Here is a 19,998-nt window from a genome sequence, read left to right as displayed (position 1 = left end):
AAGAGTTGACAAAGAAAGGCTCATCAGGTACTGTCTGATCATTAACAAAAACAAATCAGACCCAAAATGAGCCACCAACATCTTAACATAGAACAAAGAAACTTGCTCTACCAACTTAGTCAGGAGGGAAATTTATCTCAACGGCAAATGGCCGTCTGGCTCGGATGTCATCAAAGCACAATATCACGGGAATTAAAAAGGAATCAAAGTTCCCTTGGCTGCTATCTACCTGACACAGCACAAGCTCAAAGCGAGACAAGGCGAAAAAATGCCAAACAACCCTTTAAAAATGTCAGCGAGTCAGCCTTAGAGTTGGTCAAAGAAGGATTGAAAGATTATCATAGTCCCGAACAAATAGCAGGTCGTCTGAAAAGAGCCAGTCAAGAATCTCTCAGTCACGAAACCATCTATCAAATGATCTATCAGAACTATCACGGATGTGGAGAGTACCAGAAATATTTACGCCGGGGGCTTTGTCAAAGAAAGAGTCGAGGCGGAGCAAAAAGTAAGCGTGGAGGGATTCCAGGGCGTGTAGATATCAGCGAGCGACCAGTAATTGCTGACCAGAAAACTGAAATCGGTCATTGGGAAAGTGACACAATGATTGGAGGCAATCATCTAGGAGTTCTCGTTACTCATGTAGATAAAGCCTCGAAATTTTTAGGAGCAGGATTAGCCAAAAACAAAACCGCATCGGAAATCAATAGAGTCACAGAAAAACTTTTTCAAGAGATTCACCCTGACAAAAGAAAAACCTTTACTTGTGACAACGGCAAAGAATTTTGTGGACATCAAGAGTTGAGTCAGAAACTAGGAGCAGATTTTTATTTTGCTACTCCTTATCATTCGTGGGAGAGGGGATTAAACGAGCATACCAAGGGACTGTTAAGACAATTTTTCCCCAAGGGAACGAATTTTAAAATCGTTAAGCCAGAGGAGGTGGAAAGAGCCGTAAACTTGATTAACAATCGTCCTCGAAAATGTCTTGACTATCGTACCCCGAATGAGGTATTCTATAAAGGTAGATCAGACAGTGATGCAATTCAGACTTGAATTGGCCGTTTACTGTTGAAAAATTAGTTTTATCGGCGGGTATTAATTGGCTTAGATGACTCAATCTCACTGTTACTTATCCGTCGGAATTATCCTGTCCGTTGTTGCTATCTTTATTCAGAGAGCGGGGCGACTTACCTAATAAATCTCCTAACTTACCATTTAGTAAAGATTGGATCAGTAACATACCACTTGTGCAAAGCCTTAACTTGTTAATCCCTTCTCTATCTATTTGGCTCTTCTCGACTTGGTGTGATAATCAGTGCTTATCATTCGTAGGAGTCTTGCTAGGCAAGGCTTTGAAGACTATATTTCTGGAAAATTATCCCTATTCTTCTTACTCCCACACAGAAACGAGAAGAGCCTCTATTTCCATTTGCGACCACAAAGCAACCAGCATCAAAGTAAGCACAACAGTTACTCCTATCGGCACTAAAGGGAAACTGCCGTTACCTGGCGGTGGATTTGATCGGGAAGGTTCAGAGGAAGATTGAGCGGGAGCATCTCACTTACGCGATAAGTAATTATACTTAGCCTAAAAGCCACTCTTAATCGTGTCTTGGAACGAAATAGAGGCTTTTAAAGACTGCGTACATGGAGAATTAAAACAAGAATTACCCTCGAAAAGCCTATTTTTCCACTAAGTATTTATGCTCATTGCAAAGGTGAGATGCTCCCGATTGAGCGACAATAACAGGCTCTGTTGGGAGCATCTCACTTACGCGATAAGTAATTATACTTAGCCTAAAAGCCACTCTTAATCGTGTCTTGGAACGAAATAGAGGCTTTTAAAGACTGCGTACATGGAGAATTAAAACAAGAATTACCCTCGAAAAGCCTATTTTTCCACTAAGTATTTATGCTCATTGCAAAGGTGAGATGCTCCCGCTCTGTTTGGCTGGGTTGTACTGCTCTCATATAGTAAAGATTCAGATCGGGAATTGCCAGCGATTTTAACATTCATGGTTCTTCGGTGGATAATATGTTAACAAAAATTTGTAACCGTTCAGGGGTAGATCTGTTTCATTTACAGGGTGAGCGCATCTCAAACCCTATTGACAATTGTGCAATTTTGTGGTTTGCGTGGGCATTTCCAGTGATACCAGTCAATCAGAATAAGTAGTCGTGCAAAATTAATTTCCTAGTCGAGACAGGAGACTCCGAGACAGGAGACGGGAGACGGGAGACGGGAGACAGCTATTAGGGATCGGATTTGAGTTTTCAGTTCACTGTTTCCTCACACCAGAAGTCTGACGGAGTAGTGGCTTAGATGTGTAATTAATTTTGCTTAGGTACTTAGTTACGAACTCTTAATATTTGGTCAATTTTTGCTTAACAATTGAGATAGAAAATTATACTCAAATATGCCTGAATCACCTTCTAGGTAAGCAACTCACCTAAGCTGTTAAAACCCAAAAAAAAGGGCGAACAAAATTCACCCTAACAAACAAAGTAATCATCCTACAAACTGCCGATAAACTGATCAAGGCGATCGAATCCTTTTTCAATCGTCTTTAGGTCTGTAGCGTAGGAAAGACGAATACAATCATCGGCACCGAAAGCAATACCGGGGATAGCAGCTACTTTTTGGGTTTCGAGCAGTTTCTGACAAAAATCCCGTGATTTTAAACCAGTTTGACTAATATCGATAAACACATAAAAAGCACCGTTGGGAGTAGGACAATTGAGTCCGGGAATGGCTCGCACTCGTTCTAAAATATACTGTCGGCGCTCGCTAAAAGCTTTGACCATTTCCTCGATGCAATCTTGGGGACTCTCTAAAGCAGCGATCGCACCGTATTGGGCAAAAGTGCAGACATTGGAGGTACTATGACTTTGGATCTTAGTCATAGCCTTGACAATTTCCACCGGTCCTGCTATGTAACCGACGCGCCACCCCGTCATCGAGAAAGCTTTAGCAAAACCATTACTAATAATACTGCGCTGAAAGATTTCCGGACCAAAAGAAGCGATACTGCGGTGAATTGCGCCATCGTAGAGGATTTTCTCGTAAATTTCATCAGAAACCACTAAAATATCCTTTTCAACCACAATTTTTGCTAAAGCTGCGATTTCTTCGGGAGTATAGACAATACCGGTGGGATTAGAGGGAGAATTGAGGACAAATAATTTAGTTTTCGGTGTAATTGCCGCTTCTAGCTGTTCGGGGGTGATTTTATAGTGATTCTCTAGGCTAGTGTTCACTATAACCGATGTTCCCCCCGCTAACGTCACCATTTCAGGATAACTCAACCAGTAGGGTGCGGGAATAATTACTTCGTCCCCCGCTTCAATTAACGCCATGATCAGATTGTAGAGAGACTGTTTACCGCCATTGGTGACGATGACATTATCGGCATTGTATGCTAGTTGATTATCCCGCAGCAATTTCTCGGCGATGGCTTTTCTTAACCCCGCTTCCCCGGCAGCCGGTCCGTAGCGAGTTTTTCCCTCATCGAGGGCCTTTTTCGCGGCAGCTTTGATGTGAGTGGGTGTGTCGAAATCTGGCTCCCCGGCGCTAAAACTACAGACATCTTCGCCGTTTTTCTTCATTTCCTTGGCCAGAGAGTCGATAGCTAGGGTAAGGGAGGGAGTAACTTGATTGACTCGTGACGCTAGTTTCATAGTATTTTACCCTGAAAGGGCTTTTCTGATGACCTACACAACCTTTAGTATTGTCCATTACCCCGATTGTTCTGGGTGTTTTTTTATATAATCTCCGGAATTGCGGCGCTTAGGTATGGGAGTGGGGTGTGGGGTGATGGGGGATTGGGGAAGTGGGGTGATGGGGAAGTAGGGTGTGGGGTGTGGGGTGATGGGGAAGTAGGGTGTGGGGTGTGGTGCGATTCGTTGGCTAGAAACTAGACAGTAAGACGTTTAGAGGATTAGCCGCGTGGTAAATGTAGTACCTTGATAACTTTATAACCCTACAGGTGCGGGTTAGTAAGCTTAGACGCATTTAAGTTTCCTACTCGTATCCCTATCTACAAGGCGTTCCAGGATATTAAAGTGCAATGTAAGTGCGTCTAAGCTTAATAGCCTTATACCAAATTTCAAAAACTATGGCATACTTATAGAAAAGATGATTAATGGGACTTAGACAAAAAACAAATCGAGAAAAGCCTCAACTCCAATCCCCGCTTGGGATTTACTTCGAGAAGCCCAAAATCGCTGAAACCCAGATATATCAAGGAAAATCATAAATCGAGGTTAACCCTTTGTCCCGTAATGGTTTGAGCCTTTTTTGCTGACCGAAAACGCCTAAGTCCCATTAAGTGTATAAATTAGCGATGCCAGTCGTACCCAAAATTGATATTGTTGAGTCAGTAGAAGATTTAAAAGAATTAATGAAACAACAAAAAAGTAGTTTAGCCTACTGGACTGTTTCAGCTAATTTGGTGCAATAGATTCTCCCGATTCCTCCTCCTCAAACACAGGATAAAGATGTTTCAGCTTGACCCTAGCATCGCTGGTCGTAAACGTCCATATTACTGTAGATGCAGTCTGATTACGTTCTTTTTGCCAGGTTTCTATCTCCCTTTTCAGTTCTTCCTTGCTAGAAATCCTTCTATCTAAACATTGCCTCGATAAGACGCTTAGTTCAGTTTCGGCTACATTTAACCAGCTACCATTACGAGGTGTGTAATAAATTTCCAGTCTTCTAGCTAAACGATGAGCAACGGGTGCTGGAAATGCTTCATAAAGCGAGGCTATGTTATGAGTGTTGAGATTATCACAGACGAGCTTGACTTTTCGAGCCTTTGGATAGTCCACATCCAATAATTGACGAATTTCTTCTGCCCAATCTATTCGGGTTCGACTATCTCGGTTACTCACCCGTCTCCATCCTCGATGGGGGTCAAAAAACATGAACAAGGCTTGAACCCCTTCACGACTATAGTGATAGTCTTCTTTTTTATCTTGTCCAGGTTGCATGGGTATCGGAGGGTAAACTTCTCCAAGTAGTTGCTTTGATGCTTCATCCATCGCGATTAACGGTTCTTCTTCCGATGGCTGATACCAAATTTCTAAATCCATGACAGACATCCACGCTCGAATGCTTGCCAAGCCGGTGTTCGTTGTGACGCGAATAAAGAAAAATGGTGTGAGTGCCATACAGGTCAAGGACAACTTCCATCTGGGCAACAAATCGGGCTAAATCCTGTTCCGGAATACAGTATCTTTGGGTTTTCCAAGGGCGTAATTGGTTTTTTTTAGAGTACGCCACACCGTTGGACTGGAAATCTCGGTGATAATTTGTCTTTGTTTGAGTTCCGAGGTTAATAGTCGGATTGTCCACTCGGCTCGGCCAGATGGTGGCTCCGAACAGCACAGGGCAATGATTTGGGCGGCGGCGGCTCCATCAACTTTTGCCGGAGTGGGGGGAGTTTTTCTCGATTTCCGTTCTAATGCTGGTTTTTCGCCTTTTTGAAGAAATCTTTGACGAATACGTCCCACTGTATTTCTATGAACTTCTAAAGCTTCGCCTATTTCTTCATCTGTCCATTTCCTTTTCGCCTGTTCTCCCTCGTCACACATCAGCAAAATCCGAGCGTGGAGAATTTTTTTAGCTGGTGCATAGCCATTACGACTGATTTGTTCGAGGTTTTCTCTTTGTTCCCCTGTTAGATTGACTTTATCTCGCCGACCTCTTCCCATGATTGATGTCCTCTGCTTGTTCGAGCTATTGCCCTATTTTAGCTGAAACAGTCCACTACGCTAAAGTACAGTCCTTATATTTTTTGAAGATGGGGGAGGTAGAGACGGTTCGCCATTTAGCGGTATTAATGGGACGAGGGGAAAGAACAATCCATCGCTGGTTAAGTTTTTACAAAAAAGGAGGAATCGAGCGATTATTATCTGAAGGAAACCCACCAGGAAGACCGAAAAAGATTTCGGTAGAAGAAGTCGCTCTTTTACAAAACGAATTAAAAGACCCAGTGGGTTTTACCAGCTATAAAGAGATTTATTTTTGGCTCTCGGTCGTTCGAGAAATTTCCGTCAGCTATACAACAGTTTATCGTCTCGTTAGAGAGGAATTAGGAAGCTCAATTAAAAGGGAGCATCTCACCTTTGCATTAAGCATTTATGCTTAATGAGGTAAATAAAAAAGTTAAAAAAGAGAACCATTCAGATAGGCACAGCGATGACGAAGGACTTGCGGTACATTGCCAGAATTCCAACTTGCACCGGCAATTTTAACACGAAAACTAATTTGTTTCACCTGAGATTCCACAGAGCCAGAACCAATGGAAATCCCCTCTTCTTGAAAATAACCATAATTGACAATTCGATGTTTATGCTTGTTCAAATAAGTAATAAAATTCTCAACTTGAGGCTCTGACCATCCTTCGCGCACAAGAGATAGCAGCATCCACTTCCCCCTTCCATAGAAAACATTTTACCTCCTCAATTCGCTGGAATGACCCGCCAACTTTATAGAGGTTTTCGATTAAATGATACCAATCCAAAATTTCAATTCTTTCATGTTTCTCTCCTATCTGACGAAATAAATTCCAGATACCATCATGTCCATCTCCTAAACAAATTAAAGGTTTAACCAAAACTTGAGAATTAACCAAATCTAATAAAGCCGAGTTATCTTGAAAAAAAGCCGCTACCCCCAGTTGATGAAAACTCACTGCTTTATAATCACGCCAAATTAAGGCTTCTCCCTTGGGAGTTCTCAGTTGTACCTTACCGCCATCTATGCTCATTTCTTCGACTTCGACTTCTAGGTTAGACGGTAATTCTTCAAAATGATAGCGATGTACGAGGCGTTGTTGGGTACTGTGAGAAACAGCAATTCCTGTCAATGATTTGATTTTCTGCTCCGATTTCTCATAGGATTCATCGCCACTTAATAGCAAACAGTTCTTCTCTAACATTGGACTCATCTGAGTTCTCGGCTTTACTTCTAACTTCTTCGCTTGTTTTTCTGTAATTGGTAATTCCCCCAAAATACTTTTCACTTTTCTCGTCCGACCGGCGGTTTCTTCTGTACTTGTTTTGATAAAAAAATACCGATTTCTGGGTTAACATACTGAATCATTAAATCTCTGACCGTCTCCTCTATTTCTCCCAAGTTATTAAATTTCTTAATTTGGGATTGCTCATAGAGACACGCTCCCAACTCTCGGGATAACTCTTGAATTCTTTTTTCATTTTCTGATAACATTGGATTGTTCCTCCCATCGAGATATATTCTGAATCGTAAGTTATAACTATTATAATCTCATTTCTCTTTGTGATAAAGTTCGAGATTTTCTAGTTTTTGACGGCTATAAGCATTAATACTCATTGCACAAGTGAGATGCTCCCAATTAAAAATTAAAAGTACCTAGACCACGAAATCCGAGACAATTGCCTGGCGAAGTAGATGAGTTTAAAGCGAACTTATCTAAACGACTAAAAGCTTTACTAGAGAGGGAAAGCGAGAAAGTAAAGCGTTACGAGAAAGTAAGTTTTTGGTGCGAGGATGAAAGTAGATTTGGTGGTCACACTATGGCTCGGAATAAAATAACTCTTTTCGGAGTTAAGCCGATTGGTAATTTTCAAGATAACTTCCAATGCTTTTGGCTGTACGGGCCTGTAGAGCCTCGACAGGGCAGAAGCTTCTTCTATGAATTCTCCCATTTAGATGGGGATTGTTTCGGAGAATATCTATTACAACTATCGCCAGCTTTTCCCAATGAATTACATATTTTACAAGTAGATAACGCTCCTGCACATATGGCGGGACACTTAGAAATTCCCGACAATATTATCTTGTTTTATCAACCTTCTTGTTGTCCTGAAGTTAACCCCGCAACAGAGAGTTTGGCTGTACCTGAAAAATTTTCTGGCATGGGAAACTTTTGAATCTCTTGATGCTTTAAGAGATAAACTCGATGCTCTTTTAAATCGTTTATCCAATGACACTATCGGGTATTTAACGGGATGGTCTTGGATTTTAGAAGCTCTATGTCTGTCAGGAATTTAGAAATTTGGTATTAGTCCTGTCCTCTAGATGCCTAGAGTGACGGCATTTTCTGCTGCTTGAGACCGGGTACATCTGAGGTAGTGAGCGAGGAAAAAAAGCGGTATCTGATGGCCTCAGCAATTCTCATTTTGAAAACAAAAGAAGATAAAGTTCTCTATGTGAACAAGAGAACTTCTGTCTAATTATCATTTTTTTTCAAGATAATCATCATAATTAGCTTCAAGAGACAGTTTTAAAATATCTGCCCATAAAAAACTTATCTCAACTCATAAATTTAGCTGAAATTCTGACCTAATTTGTGGTTTTTTCAATGAATAAAATAATCTTTCCTTCTCTCGAAAAATTGACATTTTTAACTAGAATTTATTTTTTTGAGCGGGACATATTCGGTAAGAATAAACAAGAAAAACTCTGACCAATTCTTAAACCAAAAATATTTTAATAAAGTACGAATATCATTAAAAAAACTGGTGCGAGTAACTAATAACTCACGAATCTTTTGATAAGTATGATTAACTAAATCTAAAACGGTATGAAATAAAAAAGCTAGTAAATTTAAAGACAACAAGAACTCGCATAAATGACTTTGACCATGACCAAAATTATGTTCTAAATTATAACCGTGATTTTTAAGAACGTTATTTCCTTCATTCTCAACTTTCCATCTGCTGCGTCCAGCTTTGACAATTTTTTCAACATTATTTTCAGTAATTTGATGATTGGTAATCCAATTATTTTGATAGATAATTTTCTGTGTTTTTTCATTAATGACCGTGACTTCACACCAATTAACTTCGAGACTTGACTCGACCTCTCTCAGAGGAACTCTAGAAACATAACGATAACGATAAATGAGATTCTTTCGTCCATCCCATTGTTTCTTTTCTACGGTTTTAACTTCTCCACTTTTTTCTAAAAATTCTCGCCATTCATATAAGGTTTTATGAGAAGTTTCAAGACAAACAAAAATAAAATTATAACCTTGTTTTAGAGCTAACTCACAGATAGGTTGGCGAGAGTATAAGTCATCTCCTAACAGGGTTACAGGATAACCATACTTCTTTTGATGATTCTTATCTAACCATCTTTTAACAGCCGCATTTTCACAATCTTGTTTTTGCTGCCCATCTTGTTTTTTAATAAATTCTGGTTCTAAATTAATCACTTGTTTTTGCTCAGGAGAAACCACAATTGGCGTGACGCAACCATGAAAATAAGTTGTCGTTCCATTACGAGGATTGCGGCAATTACAATGGGGACAACTAATTTTCTTTGAAGAAAAATATTCCGTACCATCTAAAGCTATTAAAATTTCCTCATCTATAGCAATTCTCTGACTTATGAGGTACAGTAGCAACAGTGAGTAAACCAATTGCGAATATCTTTTTGAGTAACTTCTAACATAGCCAATTCAATCCCTTCTATTAAGTCTTTGTAAGTTCTCGCCTTCAGTTTTCTTAACGTCGCTTTCACTTTTGACCAAAAGTTTTCAATAGGAGAGAATTCGGGAGAATAAGGAGGTAAATAGATGAGTCTAGCTTTTTCTTGTTCGATTATTTCTCTGACCATTTCTCCGAGATGAATCTTGGCGTTATCCATGATCAGACAGTCTCCTTCTTTAATTTTTGGCAGCACTTCCTTTAGAATAAATCCTTCAAATGTTACCGCATCCACTGCACCGTATATGTTGACTGATGCGACAACTTTTTCTCAGCTTATAGCACTAATTATTGAAATATTTCTCCCTCTTTTTTGTGGTTTTCTTCCCCGAGCTCTTCGGCCAATTAAGGCTCTAGCATAGAGTCTCAAAAGGGCTAAATTTACCCCCGATTCATCGATGAAAATTAGTTTTGATGCCTCAATTTCCCGAACTTCTGACCAGTATTCCACTCTTTTTTGCTGTACCCTGTCACTTTCTTTTTCCGCCGCGTGTAGTGTTTTTTTTTGAAACTGTAATTGAGTTTTTGCGTAAGCCGCCCCAGGGTGGCTCTACTGACTTTCACCTGTGTCTTTTCATACAGTAAGTCCGATAATTCTTCGAGAGTTGCATCATTGTTAGCTTCGATGATTTCTATTAAAATTATCAGTTGTTCACTATTTAACTTGGTTGGCGGACTTCCCCCTTGCGGACGAGGACGGATATCTCCTGTTTCTTTATGTTGCTTCAATAACTTCTGAATAAAGCTTTTAGCCACGTCAAATCTCTGGGCTAGTCCTCGAATGGAAATTTTTTCTTTCTTCCAGACATCGATAATTTTTTGGCGAAAATCTACGGAATAGGGTCTCATAGGAAGCTGGTAAGTTCTATTATTTGTCTATTTACTTTCTATTGTACCTCATAGCTCCAAGAATTGCTATAAGTAGAAAAATTTTTTAATAACTCCCGGTTTTTTTAACCATTGATAGACTTGTTGAAAAGAGCCAAATATTGTGGCAGCTGGGATAGGATCTAACAGGTTTCTGATTTGATTATCACCAGGTATTTTTTTGATACCAAATAAACTTGAAGCATTATCTTTTCCCTTACTACTTTTCATCAAACGTTGATGCTCTAAAAAAGAAGGTGACTGAGTAAAAAAAACCGAAAAAGCCGCCTTAACTGCATCTTCTACCTGATATTTGGTATTGTTTCCTGGTTTTCTGTCATCGGGTAAGTCATGTAATTCTTGAACTAAAAATTGTATTAATTCAGGAATTTCTCAAGTCACAGCCTTTTTCGTCATCGCAGAACAGTTTGATTAATTAATATTTCCAACTTAATAATTTTACCTCAACAGACAACAATCATCAATTTTTATTTGGTTCTCTTTCTGATGTAGAGAACTTTTGTTCTAGATTTCTCCCATCTTTCAAATATTTTGAGTATAAATACTCTATATACTCACTTCTCTGCGATGCAGTCGCACTCGCGGGAGCGCATTTTGTAGCTTGCTTAAAGCTTTGTTTCTGTCTGTATCACTTGTTACTTTTTAAAATGAGAATTGCTGTGATGGCCTAAATCAGAAACCCGTTGAGCCAGAACTTATGGATAGCCCTGGGGCGAAGATACGAATTAACCATCGTCAACACCCCCGTTCCCCGTTCCCCGGCCAAACCCTAGAAATCATCGGGAATAATCCATTGGGTCGGTTGCGTCAGTTTTTTTAGTCTAGCGGCTTCTGCCATTTCTAGCATCTTTTCCAAAGAAGTTTCGGCAATGAATTTGGCTGCTTCAGCGGCATGAGCTTGATTGGGGCATTTATCGCCTAAAATACAACCATTTAGGCAATCTACAGCACAATTTACCTGTTTTTCCATAAAAATTCTCTTTTTCTGACTAGATTTGGCCTTTATATTTTAGCCCAACTTTTTTTCAATACCTAAGCAAAATTAATTACACCAAATCCGTTTTTAATAGTGCGATTAACTCCCAAGTTATGGATTGTTTCTCCCCGCTTGCTGCTAAGCCGCTACCCACGCACCCCTCTCAACTTTCCTATACTTTTTAAACAGGATTTAGTCGGACACATCTTGCTAATCCTTTTGCCGCTCTCAACCCTAGCTAAGTAATTATGCCAGTTAAGAAAGCGGCACGCTTAACCTTTCCCTAACCCATAAATTGCTATATATTTTAATTGTGTGAGGAGTGAGAAGAAAGCAAAGTCCTTGGGGTCGAAACACGGCAAGACTCCCGAGGGCTTTTCCATGTCTAGGGAACAATTGTCAGTCATGAACCAGCCTCAAGAGCGAGAACCTTTTGCCAGTTTAGTTTTATATCATCTCTTTAAATGGTCGATCGTTAGCCCAACCCTACACGGCTATTTTCGCGGTCGCGTTTACGGAGTGGAAAATGTCCCCCGGCGTCATCCTCTGATTATCGTCTGCAATCACGCCAGTTACTTCGATCCACCCCTATTATCCTGTGCCGTGCGTCGTCCCGTAGCTTATATGGCTAAAGAAGAATTATTTACCATCCCGATTTTAAAACAGGCGATCGCTCTTTATGGGGCCTATCCCGTCAAACGCGGCAGTGGTGATCGTGGGGCAATTCGGGCGGCGATGGGAGCATTAGCGGCGGGCTGGGCAGTGGGATTGTTTCTGGAGGGAACGCGCACCGAGGACGGATTGATCCATCAACCAAAACTAGGCGCGGCGATGATTGCCGCTAAAGCGGGAGTTCCCCTGTTACCCGTCAGTTTGTGGGGGACAGAAAAGATTTTTCCAAAAGGTTCTTCTTTTCCCCATAGTATCCCCTTAACTATTCGCATCGGGGAAGTGCTGCCGCCACCGATTTCTAACAAAAGAGAAGCTTTACAGGCAGTTACCGAGCGCTGTGCCGAAATTATTAACGGATTACACGCCCTCGGACGCTAACTAGGGTCTGCGGCAAAAAGTTTTTCGTGGGGACAGGGTGTGGGGTGTGGGGTGTAGGGTGTGGGGTGTGGGGTGTAGGGTGTGGGGTGTGGTGCGATTCGTTGGCTAGAAACTAGACAGTAAGACGTTTAGAGGATTAGCCGCTTGGTAAATGTAGTACCTTGATAACTTTATAACCCTACAGGTGCGGGTTAGTAATAACCTTAGTCCTGTCCTCTAGATGCCTAGAGTGACGGCATTTCCTGCTGCTTTAGACTTGGTACATCTGAGGTAGTGAGCGAGGAAAAAAAAGCGGTATCTGATAGCCTAAATCAGAAACCCGTTGAGCCAGAACCTATGGATAGCCCTGGGGCGAAGATACGAATTAACCATCGTCAACACCCACGAGCCAAAAGGCTGACAGGCTCGAAACAAAAGTTAACAGAGTTGGGGCTGATAGCTCATACCACTATCAGTAAGGCATTCCCGTTACTCTGTTGTGGACAGTATCATCCTAAGGGTTCAACCAATGGTTATAGGGAACGAAGTAACCCTGATTGACTCTGCCCGTTCGGGGCAGTAGGAAACCATCCGCAAGTCAATAGAGGGAGAGGATGTCCTTAAAAGCCAAGGCTTTGAGTAATATCAAAGATATGCTGACAAAGGACGGGTAACTAGGAAGTCTAAGCAACAATCAACGGTCATATACGCCCTAAAACCAACAATCTTGTCTGGTGGGGATACAGCCAAGAGGGTTGAATAGACAAGGAAATAATAATTCCCATTATTATTCTACTAATGACAGTAGCCTAGTTAGGGTTTGCTGAATAAATCTAAAAACCTTACAGGAAAGGGCTTTTAGCTTGATTGAGAGCTTCCCAAATGCACTTAAATCTGCTAGAATCTCTTAAAACCCTTGCATCACCCTTGCATCTTCTCTAATTAGTGCTAATGTACCGTAAAAGCGAGTTACCCTCAACCCCACCAGAAAACTTCGAGCTGCCCTTTGAGGGGAAATTATCCCAAGATAATCGTTGGGTAATTATGGCCAACCTCATTCCCTGGTCAGAATTTGAAGCGGAATACGCATCACTTTTTTCAGAAGAAATGGGCGCACCCGCCAAAACATTTAGGACAGCACTAGGAGCATTAATTATTAAAGAAAAATTAGGAACAAGCGATAGAGAAACGGTAGAACAAATCAAGGAAAATCCTTATTTACAATACTTCTTGGGGTTTTCAGCCTACAGCAATGAACCCCAGTTTGAAGCGTCAATGTTGGTTCACTTTCGAGAAAGAATCACTCGGGAACTAATTAATAAAGTGAATCGCTTTATGGTCAAAAATTCGAGAGAAATAAAAGAAGAAGAAAACACCGAAAAAAAGTTAGAGAGCGAAACCCAAAGTCAACCAGAAAATCGAGGTAAATTAATTTTAGATGCCAGTTGTGCGCCCGCAGATATTAGTTATCCTACGGATTTAAACCTGTTAAATCAAGGAAGAAAACAAACCGAAAAAATTATTGATATTCTCTAGGAAACTATAAAAGGAAAACTTGTTCAAAAACCGAGAACCTATCGTCTCCTGGCCAGAAAAAGTTATTTAGAAGTAGCAAAAAAAAGAAAACCTACCGTCAAACAAAGACGAAAAGCTCTAAAAAGACAACTGCAATATCTGAAAAGAAATCTCGACCATATTGAACAACTTTTAGCAGAAGGAGCCTCTCTACAAAGCTTGAAAAAAAGAGACTATAAACTGTTATTAGTAGTCACAGAAGTTTATCGCCAACAACTCTGGATGTACCAAAATAACAAACAGAGTATTGAAGACAGAATTGTCAGCTTAACTCAACCCCACATCCGTCCGATAGTCAGAGGAAAAGCTGGAAAACCCGTAGAATTTGGGGCCAAATTCTCAGCAAGCTGTATAGATGGTTACATATTTTTAGACCGGATTAGTTGGGATAACTTTAATGAATCGGGAGATTTAAAAGCACAAATAGAAGCTTATTATGACTATACAGGATACTATCCAGAATCAGTTCATGTGGACAAAATTTATCGAACCAGAGAAAACCGAGCTTGGTGTAAAGAAAGGGGAATCAGAATCAGTGGTCCCCCATTAGGAAGACCAGCCAAAAATGTTAGTAAAGAACAAAAGAAACAAGCTACTGATGATGAGAGGATTCGGAATTGTATAGAGGGCAAATTTGGACAAGGGAAAAGAAGATTTAGCTTAGGTAAAGTGATGGCTAAACTTCCTCATACTTCCTTTTCAGCGATTGCTATTACTTTTTTAGTCATGAATCTTTCTAACCTGTTGAGGCAGGTTTTTTGGGCTTTTTTATGTCTGAAATGGAAAAACAGCACTTTTTCTCGGTCAATGATTAGGATAAGTTATAATTTAAAAATTAATCAACAACTAAAGCTTATGCTTGTAGCTAAGTGAAATCATTGATTAAGAGACCTGTACTTTTCAATGACTTTTTCAGCAAACCCTAGTTACTCAGGAGCCGGATACGGCGAAAGTCGTAAGTCCGGTTTTGAAGCAGGGGGTGGGAAGGCGACTTCCTGCTCTACTGTAACGGGTGTGGGCTTCGGCCGTGAGCTCAGCCGAACGGGTGTGGGGTGTGGGGAGTGGGAATTATGAATTATGAATTATGAATTGGGGAGGTGGGGAAGTGGGGAAATTGAACTAAAACCCCAAAACCCCAAAACCCCAACCCCCAAAACCTGTCTCCTATCTCCTGACTCCTGCCGACCGCCTTCTGCCGACCGCCGACCGCCCCCTGCCGACCGCCTGATCTCAACAAGCAATTTAAATTACGAACAGCTTATCCAACAAGGTTTTTAGATTTATTCAGCAGACCCTAAATACGCGGGCAGCTTCTTAGATTTCTTTCCCCTACACTTTGAAGTGGGGAATGTGGGTTAAAATTGGCATAACTCGACCATCGCCTCGACCATGTTCTTTTTTGTCCTCGGCTTCAATCTAGGCTTAACTTTATTTAATTGCTTTCTAGTCTGGAAATTGTGGCAATTGCGGCGGATTTTAGGGCGAGTGACCAAAATTTTAAACCGGGTGGAACGACGTTTACACCACATTTTTTACCCCGCCCCCGAATATATTGTCATCGCCGGGGCGAAAACCTATTATCTCAGACAAAACTATCAACGTCTCTGCGGACAGATACAGATACTGCAATCCCTATTCTTGACCTTCTCCCTGATTATCCGTTACTGGCAGCGTCAATCCCGTCAACGCCGTCGCCTCTGGTCGCTACAATTGAGCAAAATCTCTAGCAATCAAGCAGCTGACAGCGATCGCTAGCCAAAGTAATACACAAGTACGAGTTAAATTCAAAGCCTGTTCGACGGTTTTGACGGTAATCGGTTTGAGGTTATCGCCCAATAAAGGTTTTTCCACAATCTGGCCCCGATATTGATTTTTACCCCCCAATTGCACCCCCAAAATCGCCCCATAGACGCATTCACTCCAACCAGAATTAGGACTAGGATCCCGACGGGCATCGCGCCAACAAATGCTTAAAACCCGCCCCGGCTGGCCCGAAATTAGGGCGAGAGTTAATACCGTCAAACGACAAGGTAGCCATGTCAAAACATCCTCGCTTTTGGCACTAAACCAACCCATATGGGTGTAGGGTGGCCGACGATAGCCAATCATCGAATCGAGGGTACTAGCGGCTTTATAAGCGCAAGCGAGGGGAACTGGCCCCACACCCAGAAAAGCACCGAGAAGGGCATAAAAAAGCGGCGCGGTAACTCCATCCACACCATTTTCACTGACGGTTTCTAATAGGGCGCGGAGGATTTCTTCCCGGCCGAGATTATCTGTGTCGCGACCAACGTATAAACTTAGTTGGCAACGAGCTAAGGTGATGTTTTCCGCTTGTAAAGCTGCGGTGACGGTTTCGGCAGCCCTGCGTAAACTTCTGCCGGCTAAACAACTGGCCAGGAGAATCACTTGTACTAGGTAACTCAGCAGCAAATTGACCTGATCTAACCACTGGATTCCTAGCCAAGTTAAGGCCCCAGTCAAGATAATTAAACCCAGTCCCAGAATTATGCCCGCTAAACGTTGGCCGATTTTTTCCCGCATCCAATTAAGGATAACTTTTGTGGCAACGGCAATAATCGCCCCCATCACCTGCACCGGATGAATCCATCCCCAGGGATCGCCGATCAGATAATCTAAAACCGCCCCCAATACTAAAATGATCGCCGTTGCCGCTTCCTTCACAATTACTCCCTTTTCCCATCGATAGCCCGAATTTTCTCAATATTGTCTTCCCAGTTAGCCCCATCAAAGAACTGGATCTGAAAATCGCCTAAGACATTGCCATCCAAACAGCGCAGGTTTATATCTATAGCGTCAGGATGGGAGCGAGGACGATAGAAAGGATGAATACCACAAACACGACAAAAATAATGTTGGGCCCTGTGGGTATTAAATGTATAGGTACTTAAGAAATCTTCACCGCTTAGGAGGGTAAATTGTGCTGAAGGAACAATCAGATGCAGAAAGCCTTTTTTCTGACAAATGGAACAATTACAGTCTAAAGCTTGATCATGCTCGATCGCCACTTGAAAACGGATCGCTCCACAGTGACAACCCCCCCCATAAATCTTTGCTTGTGTTATTGCTGTCATAACTTCTAAACTACTAAACAATAAAGCTGGTTTCCTCTCCCCTAGCGGCGATCCAGCTACGGGCATCGTAGTATAAATCGGCTAAGGTAATCTTCCCTAGGGCCTCTTTTAATTTCTCGTGTAGGTGTTTCCAGATAGTAAATGTCACCCAATCTTCTGCCTGTTCGTCCCTGGGATGATAGCCTGATAATGGCTCGATCGTCTCTCCCACTGCCTCTAAAATTTGCCCCAACGAGATCCGATTTGCCGGCCTAGCCAATTGATAACCCCCTTGTGCGCCCCGAAAGGAGCGAACTAACCCCGCTCGTCGCATTTCTATCAGCAATTTCTCTAGATAAGCGGCCGGGATATCTTGACGCAGGGCGATCGATTTTACCGATACGGGAGTTCCCCTCGGTTGTAAACTAAGATCCAGCAAGGCTTTAACACTATAGTGACCCCTAGTTGTCAGCTTCATTATCCCTCATTTTTACCTCTTGATCTCTATCCTACCCCCTGCTCTCATTGATGACAGAAAGACTAACCTCCCTTACCCCGGCATCTCGATAAACATTGATAAATTCTGTTAAGATTTTGATCGAGAGATCCCGTGTAATCAATTACAATCAATTTCCTCAAGCAAGTGATAATTTTTAGTTTATACCGTGTAAGATGAGTGTAGAGAGCAATCGTAACCCGATTGTTTCTGGTCAGGGGAAGCAATTCTCCTCGACTGGCCTTGATGACCCTAACCTTTACTTATCTGCCGCGAACTTAAATGAACAAAACTACTAATCCAGAACCCCTGACTGGCCTCGAACTAATTGAGAAAGTTAAACAGCTAGGCAACCTCAGCAAAGAGGAAAAAGCTCGGGAATGCGGCTACTATACCATGACAAAAAATGGTATTGAACGCGTTAATATGATGAAATTTCTCAATGCTTTAATCGATGCCGAGGGAATTGACTTAGATAGCAGTGCCAATGGCCACGGACGAGGTGGGCGCTCGGCCAGCTACCGGATCAGTGTCCAATCCAATAATAATCTCCTAATCGGTTCGGCCTACACCAAAAAAATGGGACTCAAACCGGGAGATGAATTTGAAATTACTTTGGGGAGAAAACATATTCATCTCAAGCAAGTTGGTGCCAGCGACGACGACGAATAGCAATAATTAAGGAGAGAGCCGTTTAACTCTCTCCTTGCCATTAGATAAGCTCTTGTCCATTGAAACTGGGTATTTTATCCTCAATCAGTCTTTAAGCATCTAGATCAAAGACTCCGTTCGATATGTCCGGTTAATTTTGTCCTATTAACCGCGTGTAATACACCTCTCCAGAAATCAGGCTAGAAGCCCGATCCATCAAGCTAAAATCTTCATTATTGGAGATGTCTAATGCAGCGACTAGAAAAACTGGCATCTCCTGGGGTGCTAATTAGGAATTCTCCGCTTCTTTGGAGACAATCCAGAAAGCGTGGATAATGCCGGGGACATAACCGATTAAAGTTAAGATGATGTTAATAACAAAGTCTAAACTCAGTCCCGTAGTCAAAAATACGGCTAAGGGCGGCAAAAAAAACGCACAAACTAGGCGAAGAAACATTGCTTGTACCTCAAAAAGACTTTAGTGAATCTTAATTCTATATTAAGCTTGCTCTCCTTAAAGTTGCCATAAAATGGGGGTGATTGCGAAAAAATTAAGGAGAAATTTTTGACATCCTCACCGCCGTAAAACGGACGGCGATTCCCAAACCTCACGATTTAGGTTTCTGCTTCTTTCCCTTGCGGGGTTCCGCACCTGCCTTAACAGATTTACTCTGTTCTGGTCTTATGGTCGCTCTACAGACTGACACCGCAAGCCCTGCGGCCAAAATATTTTTACTGGCGTTAATATCTCGGTCATGGTGCGTCCCACAGTCTGGACAGTCCCACTCTCGAACATTTAACGGCATTTTCTCAGCAATATACCCACAATTACTACACCTTTTAGAGCTAGGAAACCATCTATCTATTTCGATGTAATTTCTCCCATACCAACGGCATTTATAGGCTAATTGTCGAGTGATTTCTCCCCAGCTTACATCAGATATTGCCTGAGATAATTTCGGGTTTTTGACCATATTCTTGACGGCTAAATTCTCAACCACAATCGTTTGGTTTTCACGAACTAATTGAGTGGTTAGCTTGTGTAAATGGTCTTTCCTGCTATCGGTGATTTGAGCGTGAATCCTTGCTACTTTGATTCTTGCTTTTTCCCGATTTTTTGACCCTTTCTGTTTTCTAGAAAGGCTTTTTTGGGCCTTTCGCAGTCTCCGATAATGCTTTTTAAAATGCTCAGGATTAGATACTTTGTCACCATCGCTGGTAATTACTAGGCTACTAATTCCTAAGTCAATTCCAATGGCTTTATCTGTTACTGGTAATGGCTTAATCGTTGGGTCATCAAATCTAATTGAAATATGCCAACGTCCTGAGGGATGTAATCTGACTGTTACTGTACTTGGTTCACAGCTTTCTGGGATGTGTCTTGACCATCGAATAGGTAAAGGTTCTGTGCATTTAGCTAAATAGATTTGTTTGTCTTTGAATTTAAAAGCAGACTTGGTAAATTCGGCACTTCCTCCCTGATGTTTTTTCTTAAAGCTAGGATACTTAGTACGACCAGCAAAGAAATTAGTGAAAGCTGTTTGTAAATGTCTTAACCCTTGTTGTAAGGGTACACAGCTTACTTCATTGAGAAAGTTTAATTCTTCTTGCTTTTTCCAATCAGTTAGCATTGAAGAAGTTTGAGCGTAGCCTACTCTTTCTTGCTTTTCGTACCAAGCTTGTGTTCGTTCGTGGAGAGCTTTGTTGTAAACTAATCTTACACAGCCCAATGTGCGCCGCAATAGCGACTCTTGTTCGGGTGTTGGGTAAAATCGAAACGAATAGGCTTTTTCCATGTCTCACATTTTAGCATATATTTCGTAAATGTGCTAATA

At 41.6% G+C, this 19,998-nt stretch carries 14 protein-coding genes and 8 pseudogenes; 10 read left to right on the top strand and 12 right to left on the bottom strand.

The genetic code is table 11. The annotated features are described in order from the left end of the window. Nucleotides 1-66 precede the first annotated feature (66 nt). Both MAE_RS15315 and MAE_RS29885 read left to right on the top strand, forming a co-directional pair. Nucleotides 67-1,053 carry an IS30-like element ISMae39 family transposase gene (locus MAE_RS15315; RefSeq protein ID WP_012265332.1) on the top strand — a complete coding sequence of 329 codons (987 nt, stop codon included), beginning with the start codon at nt 67-69 and terminating at the stop codon, nt 1,051-1,053. A gap of 299 nt (nt 1,054-1,352) precedes the next feature. Further along, on the top strand, nt 1,353-1,547 hold the full coding sequence (locus MAE_RS29885) for a hypothetical protein (RefSeq protein WP_162467764.1): 195 nt from the start codon (nt 1,353-1,355) through the stop codon (nt 1,545-1,547). Between the two features lie 967 nt (nt 1,548-2,514). Here MAE_RS29885 and MAE_RS15310 read toward each other — a convergent pair. After that, nucleotides 2,515-3,678, bottom strand: a complete 1,164-nt coding sequence (locus MAE_RS15310; RefSeq protein WP_012266397.1) for a pyridoxal phosphate-dependent aminotransferase — start codon at nt 3,676-3,678, stop codon at nt 2,515-2,517. Between the two features lie 75 nt (nt 3,679-3,753). Between MAE_RS15310 and MAE_RS33420 the strand changes: the two genes are divergently transcribed. Next, nucleotides 3,754-3,918 (top strand): hypothetical protein, encoded by a 165-nt coding sequence (locus tag MAE_RS33420; protein WP_158303531.1) that lies wholly within the window; start codon nt 3,754-3,756, stop codon nt 3,916-3,918. Nucleotides 3,919-4,443: 525 nt separating this feature from the next. On the opposite strand, the pseudogene MAE_RS29880 reads toward MAE_RS33420, so the two are convergent. Beyond that, nucleotides 4,444-5,712: pseudogene (locus tag MAE_RS29880) on the bottom strand (IS630 family transposase). 47 nt (nt 5,713-5,759) lie between these two features. Between MAE_RS29880 and MAE_RS29875 the strand changes: the two are divergent. Next, nucleotides 5,760-6,110 (top strand): annotated as a pseudogene (locus MAE_RS29875) (helix-turn-helix domain-containing protein); the annotation flags it as partial. A gap of 56 nt (nt 6,111-6,166) precedes the next feature. Here MAE_RS29875 and MAE_RS15285 read toward each other — a convergent pair. After that, nucleotides 6,167-7,231, bottom strand: a pseudogene (locus MAE_RS15285) (ISKra4 family transposase). A 149-nt stretch (nt 7,232-7,380) separates the two neighbouring features. On the opposite strand from MAE_RS15285, the pseudogene MAE_RS15275 reads away from it, so the two are divergent. Then, a pseudogene (locus MAE_RS15275) lies at nt 7,381-8,035 on the top strand (IS630 family transposase); the annotation flags it as partial. Nucleotides 8,036-8,473: 438 nt separating this feature from the next. Here MAE_RS15275 and MAE_RS15270 read toward each other — a convergent pair. The 4 genes and pseudogenes from MAE_RS15270 to MAE_RS15250 form a co-directional block, all read right to left on the bottom strand. Next, nucleotides 8,474-9,356 (bottom strand): annotated as a pseudogene (locus tag MAE_RS15270) (transposase); the annotation flags it as partial. 17 nt (nt 9,357-9,373) lie between these two features. After that, nucleotides 9,374-10,323: pseudogene (locus MAE_RS29870) on the bottom strand (IS630-like element ISMae26 family transposase). Nucleotides 10,324-10,392: 69 nt separating this feature from the next. Then, a pseudogene (locus MAE_RS35125) lies at nt 10,393-10,731 on the bottom strand (ISNCY family transposase); the annotation flags it as partial. Nucleotides 10,732-11,131: 400 nt separating this feature from the next. After that, entirely contained in the window at nt 11,132-11,332 is a 201-nt protein-coding gene (locus MAE_RS15250) for a hypothetical protein (RefSeq protein WP_002798182.1), read from the bottom strand. Nucleotides 11,333-11,719: 387 nt separating this feature from the next. Between MAE_RS15250 and MAE_RS15245 the strand changes: the two genes are divergently transcribed. The 4 genes and pseudogenes from MAE_RS15245 to MAE_RS15230 all read left to right on the top strand — a co-directional run bounded on the left by MAE_RS15245 (nt 11,720) and on the right by MAE_RS15230 (nt 15,697). Continuing rightward, a complete protein-coding gene (locus MAE_RS15245) occupies nt 11,720-12,388 on the top strand; it encodes a lysophospholipid acyltransferase family protein (protein ID WP_041804148.1) in 669 nt (222 codons plus the stop codon). Nucleotides 12,389-13,318: 930 nt separating this feature from the next. Next, nucleotides 13,319-14,815, top strand: a pseudogene (locus tag MAE_RS15240) (IS5-like element ISMae6 family transposase). 30 nt (nt 14,816-14,845) lie between these two features. After that, nucleotides 14,846-15,016: a hypothetical protein gene (locus MAE_RS33415; RefSeq protein WP_012266387.1), complete on the top strand. Its 171-nt coding sequence runs from the start codon at nt 14,846-14,848 to the stop codon at nt 15,014-15,016. Nucleotides 15,017-15,331: 315 nt separating this feature from the next. After that, nucleotides 15,332-15,697, top strand: a complete 366-nt coding sequence (locus MAE_RS15230; protein WP_041804147.1) for a hypothetical protein — start codon at nt 15,332-15,334, stop codon at nt 15,695-15,697. On the opposite strand, the gene cbiB is transcribed toward MAE_RS15230, so the two are convergent. Genes cbiB through MAE_RS15215 form a run of 3 tightly spaced genes read right to left on the bottom strand, consistent with a single transcriptional unit; the run spans nt 15,647 to nt 17,494 of the window. Then, a complete protein-coding gene (gene cbiB / locus MAE_RS15225) occupies nt 15,647-16,627 on the bottom strand; it encodes an adenosylcobinamide-phosphate synthase CbiB (protein WP_012266384.1) in 981 nt (326 codons plus the stop codon). The two genes, MAE_RS15230 and cbiB, sit on opposite strands and share 51 nt — an antisense overlap. A 2-nt stretch (nt 16,628-16,629) precedes the next feature. Further along, entirely contained in the window at nt 16,630-17,103 is a 474-nt protein-coding gene (locus MAE_RS15220) for a GFA family protein (protein ID WP_002798185.1), read from the bottom strand. Next, complete coding sequence (locus MAE_RS15215) at nt 17,051-17,494, bottom strand: Rrf2 family transcriptional regulator (RefSeq protein ID WP_002783777.1); 444 nt, start codon at nt 17,492-17,494, stop codon at nt 17,051-17,053. Before MAE_RS15215 ends, MAE_RS15220 begins: the two co-directional genes overlap by 53 nt. A gap of 300 nt (nt 17,495-17,794) precedes the next feature. On the opposite strand from MAE_RS15215, the gene MAE_RS15210 reads away from it, so the two are divergent. After that, nucleotides 17,795-18,184: an AbrB family transcriptional regulator gene (locus tag MAE_RS15210; RefSeq protein WP_002798186.1), complete on the top strand. Its 390-nt coding sequence runs from the start codon at nt 17,795-17,797 to the stop codon at nt 18,182-18,184. 268 nt (nt 18,185-18,452) lie between these two features. On the opposite strand, the gene MAE_RS27940 is transcribed toward MAE_RS15210, so the two are convergent. Continuing rightward, nucleotides 18,453-18,620, bottom strand: a complete 168-nt coding sequence (locus tag MAE_RS27940; protein WP_002798187.1) for a YqaE/Pmp3 family membrane protein — start codon at nt 18,618-18,620, stop codon at nt 18,453-18,455. A 151-nt stretch (nt 18,621-18,771) separates the two neighbouring features. Continuing rightward, complete coding sequence (locus tag MAE_RS15200) at nt 18,772-19,959, bottom strand: RNA-guided endonuclease InsQ/TnpB family protein (RefSeq protein ID WP_012266381.1); 1,188 nt, start codon at nt 19,957-19,959, stop codon at nt 18,772-18,774. Between the last annotated feature and the right edge of the window lie 39 nt (nt 19,960-19,998).

Source organism: Microcystis aeruginosa NIES-843 (assembly GCF_000010625.1).
GTDB classification, from domain to species: domain Bacteria; phylum Cyanobacteriota; class Cyanobacteriia; order Cyanobacteriales; family Microcystaceae; genus Microcystis; species Microcystis aeruginosa.
Note: the sequence above shows the minus strand (reverse complement) of the source record. Positions and strands in the feature narration are given on the sequence as shown.

Coding starts and splice junctions, on each gene's coding strand:
- MAE_RS15310 (WP_012266397.1), bottom strand. CDS start 3,678: ATGAAACTAGCGTCACGAGTCAATCAAGTTACTCCCTCCCTTACCCTA.
- MAE_RS15230 (WP_041804147.1), top strand. CDS start 15,332: ATGTTCTTTTTTGTCCTCGGCTTCAATCTAGGCTTAACTTTATTTAAT.
- MAE_RS33415 (WP_012266387.1), top strand. CDS start 14,846: ATGACTTTTTCAGCAAACCCTAGTTACTCAGGAGCCGGATACGGCGAA.
- MAE_RS15220 (WP_002798185.1), bottom strand. CDS start 17,103: ATGCCCGTAGCTGGATCGCCGCTAGGGGAGAGGAAACCAGCTTTATTG.
- MAE_RS27940 (WP_002798187.1), bottom strand. CDS start 18,620: ATGTTTCTTCGCCTAGTTTGTGCGTTTTTTTTGCCGCCCTTAGCCGTA.
- MAE_RS15245 (WP_041804148.1), top strand. CDS start 11,720: ATGTCTAGGGAACAATTGTCAGTCATGAACCAGCCTCAAGAGCGAGAA.
- MAE_RS15250 (WP_002798182.1), bottom strand. CDS start 11,332: ATGGAAAAACAGGTAAATTGTGCTGTAGATTGCCTAAATGGTTGTATT.
- MAE_RS15210 (WP_002798186.1), top strand. CDS start 17,795: ATGAACAAAACTACTAATCCAGAACCCCTGACTGGCCTCGAACTAATT.
- MAE_RS15215 (WP_002783777.1), bottom strand. CDS start 17,494: ATGAAGCTGACAACTAGGGGTCACTATAGTGTTAAAGCCTTGCTGGAT.
- MAE_RS15315 (WP_012265332.1), top strand. CDS start 67: ATGAGCCACCAACATCTTAACATAGAACAAAGAAACTTGCTCTACCAA.
- MAE_RS15200 (WP_012266381.1), bottom strand. CDS start 19,959: ATGGAAAAAGCCTATTCGTTTCGATTTTACCCAACACCCGAACAAGAG.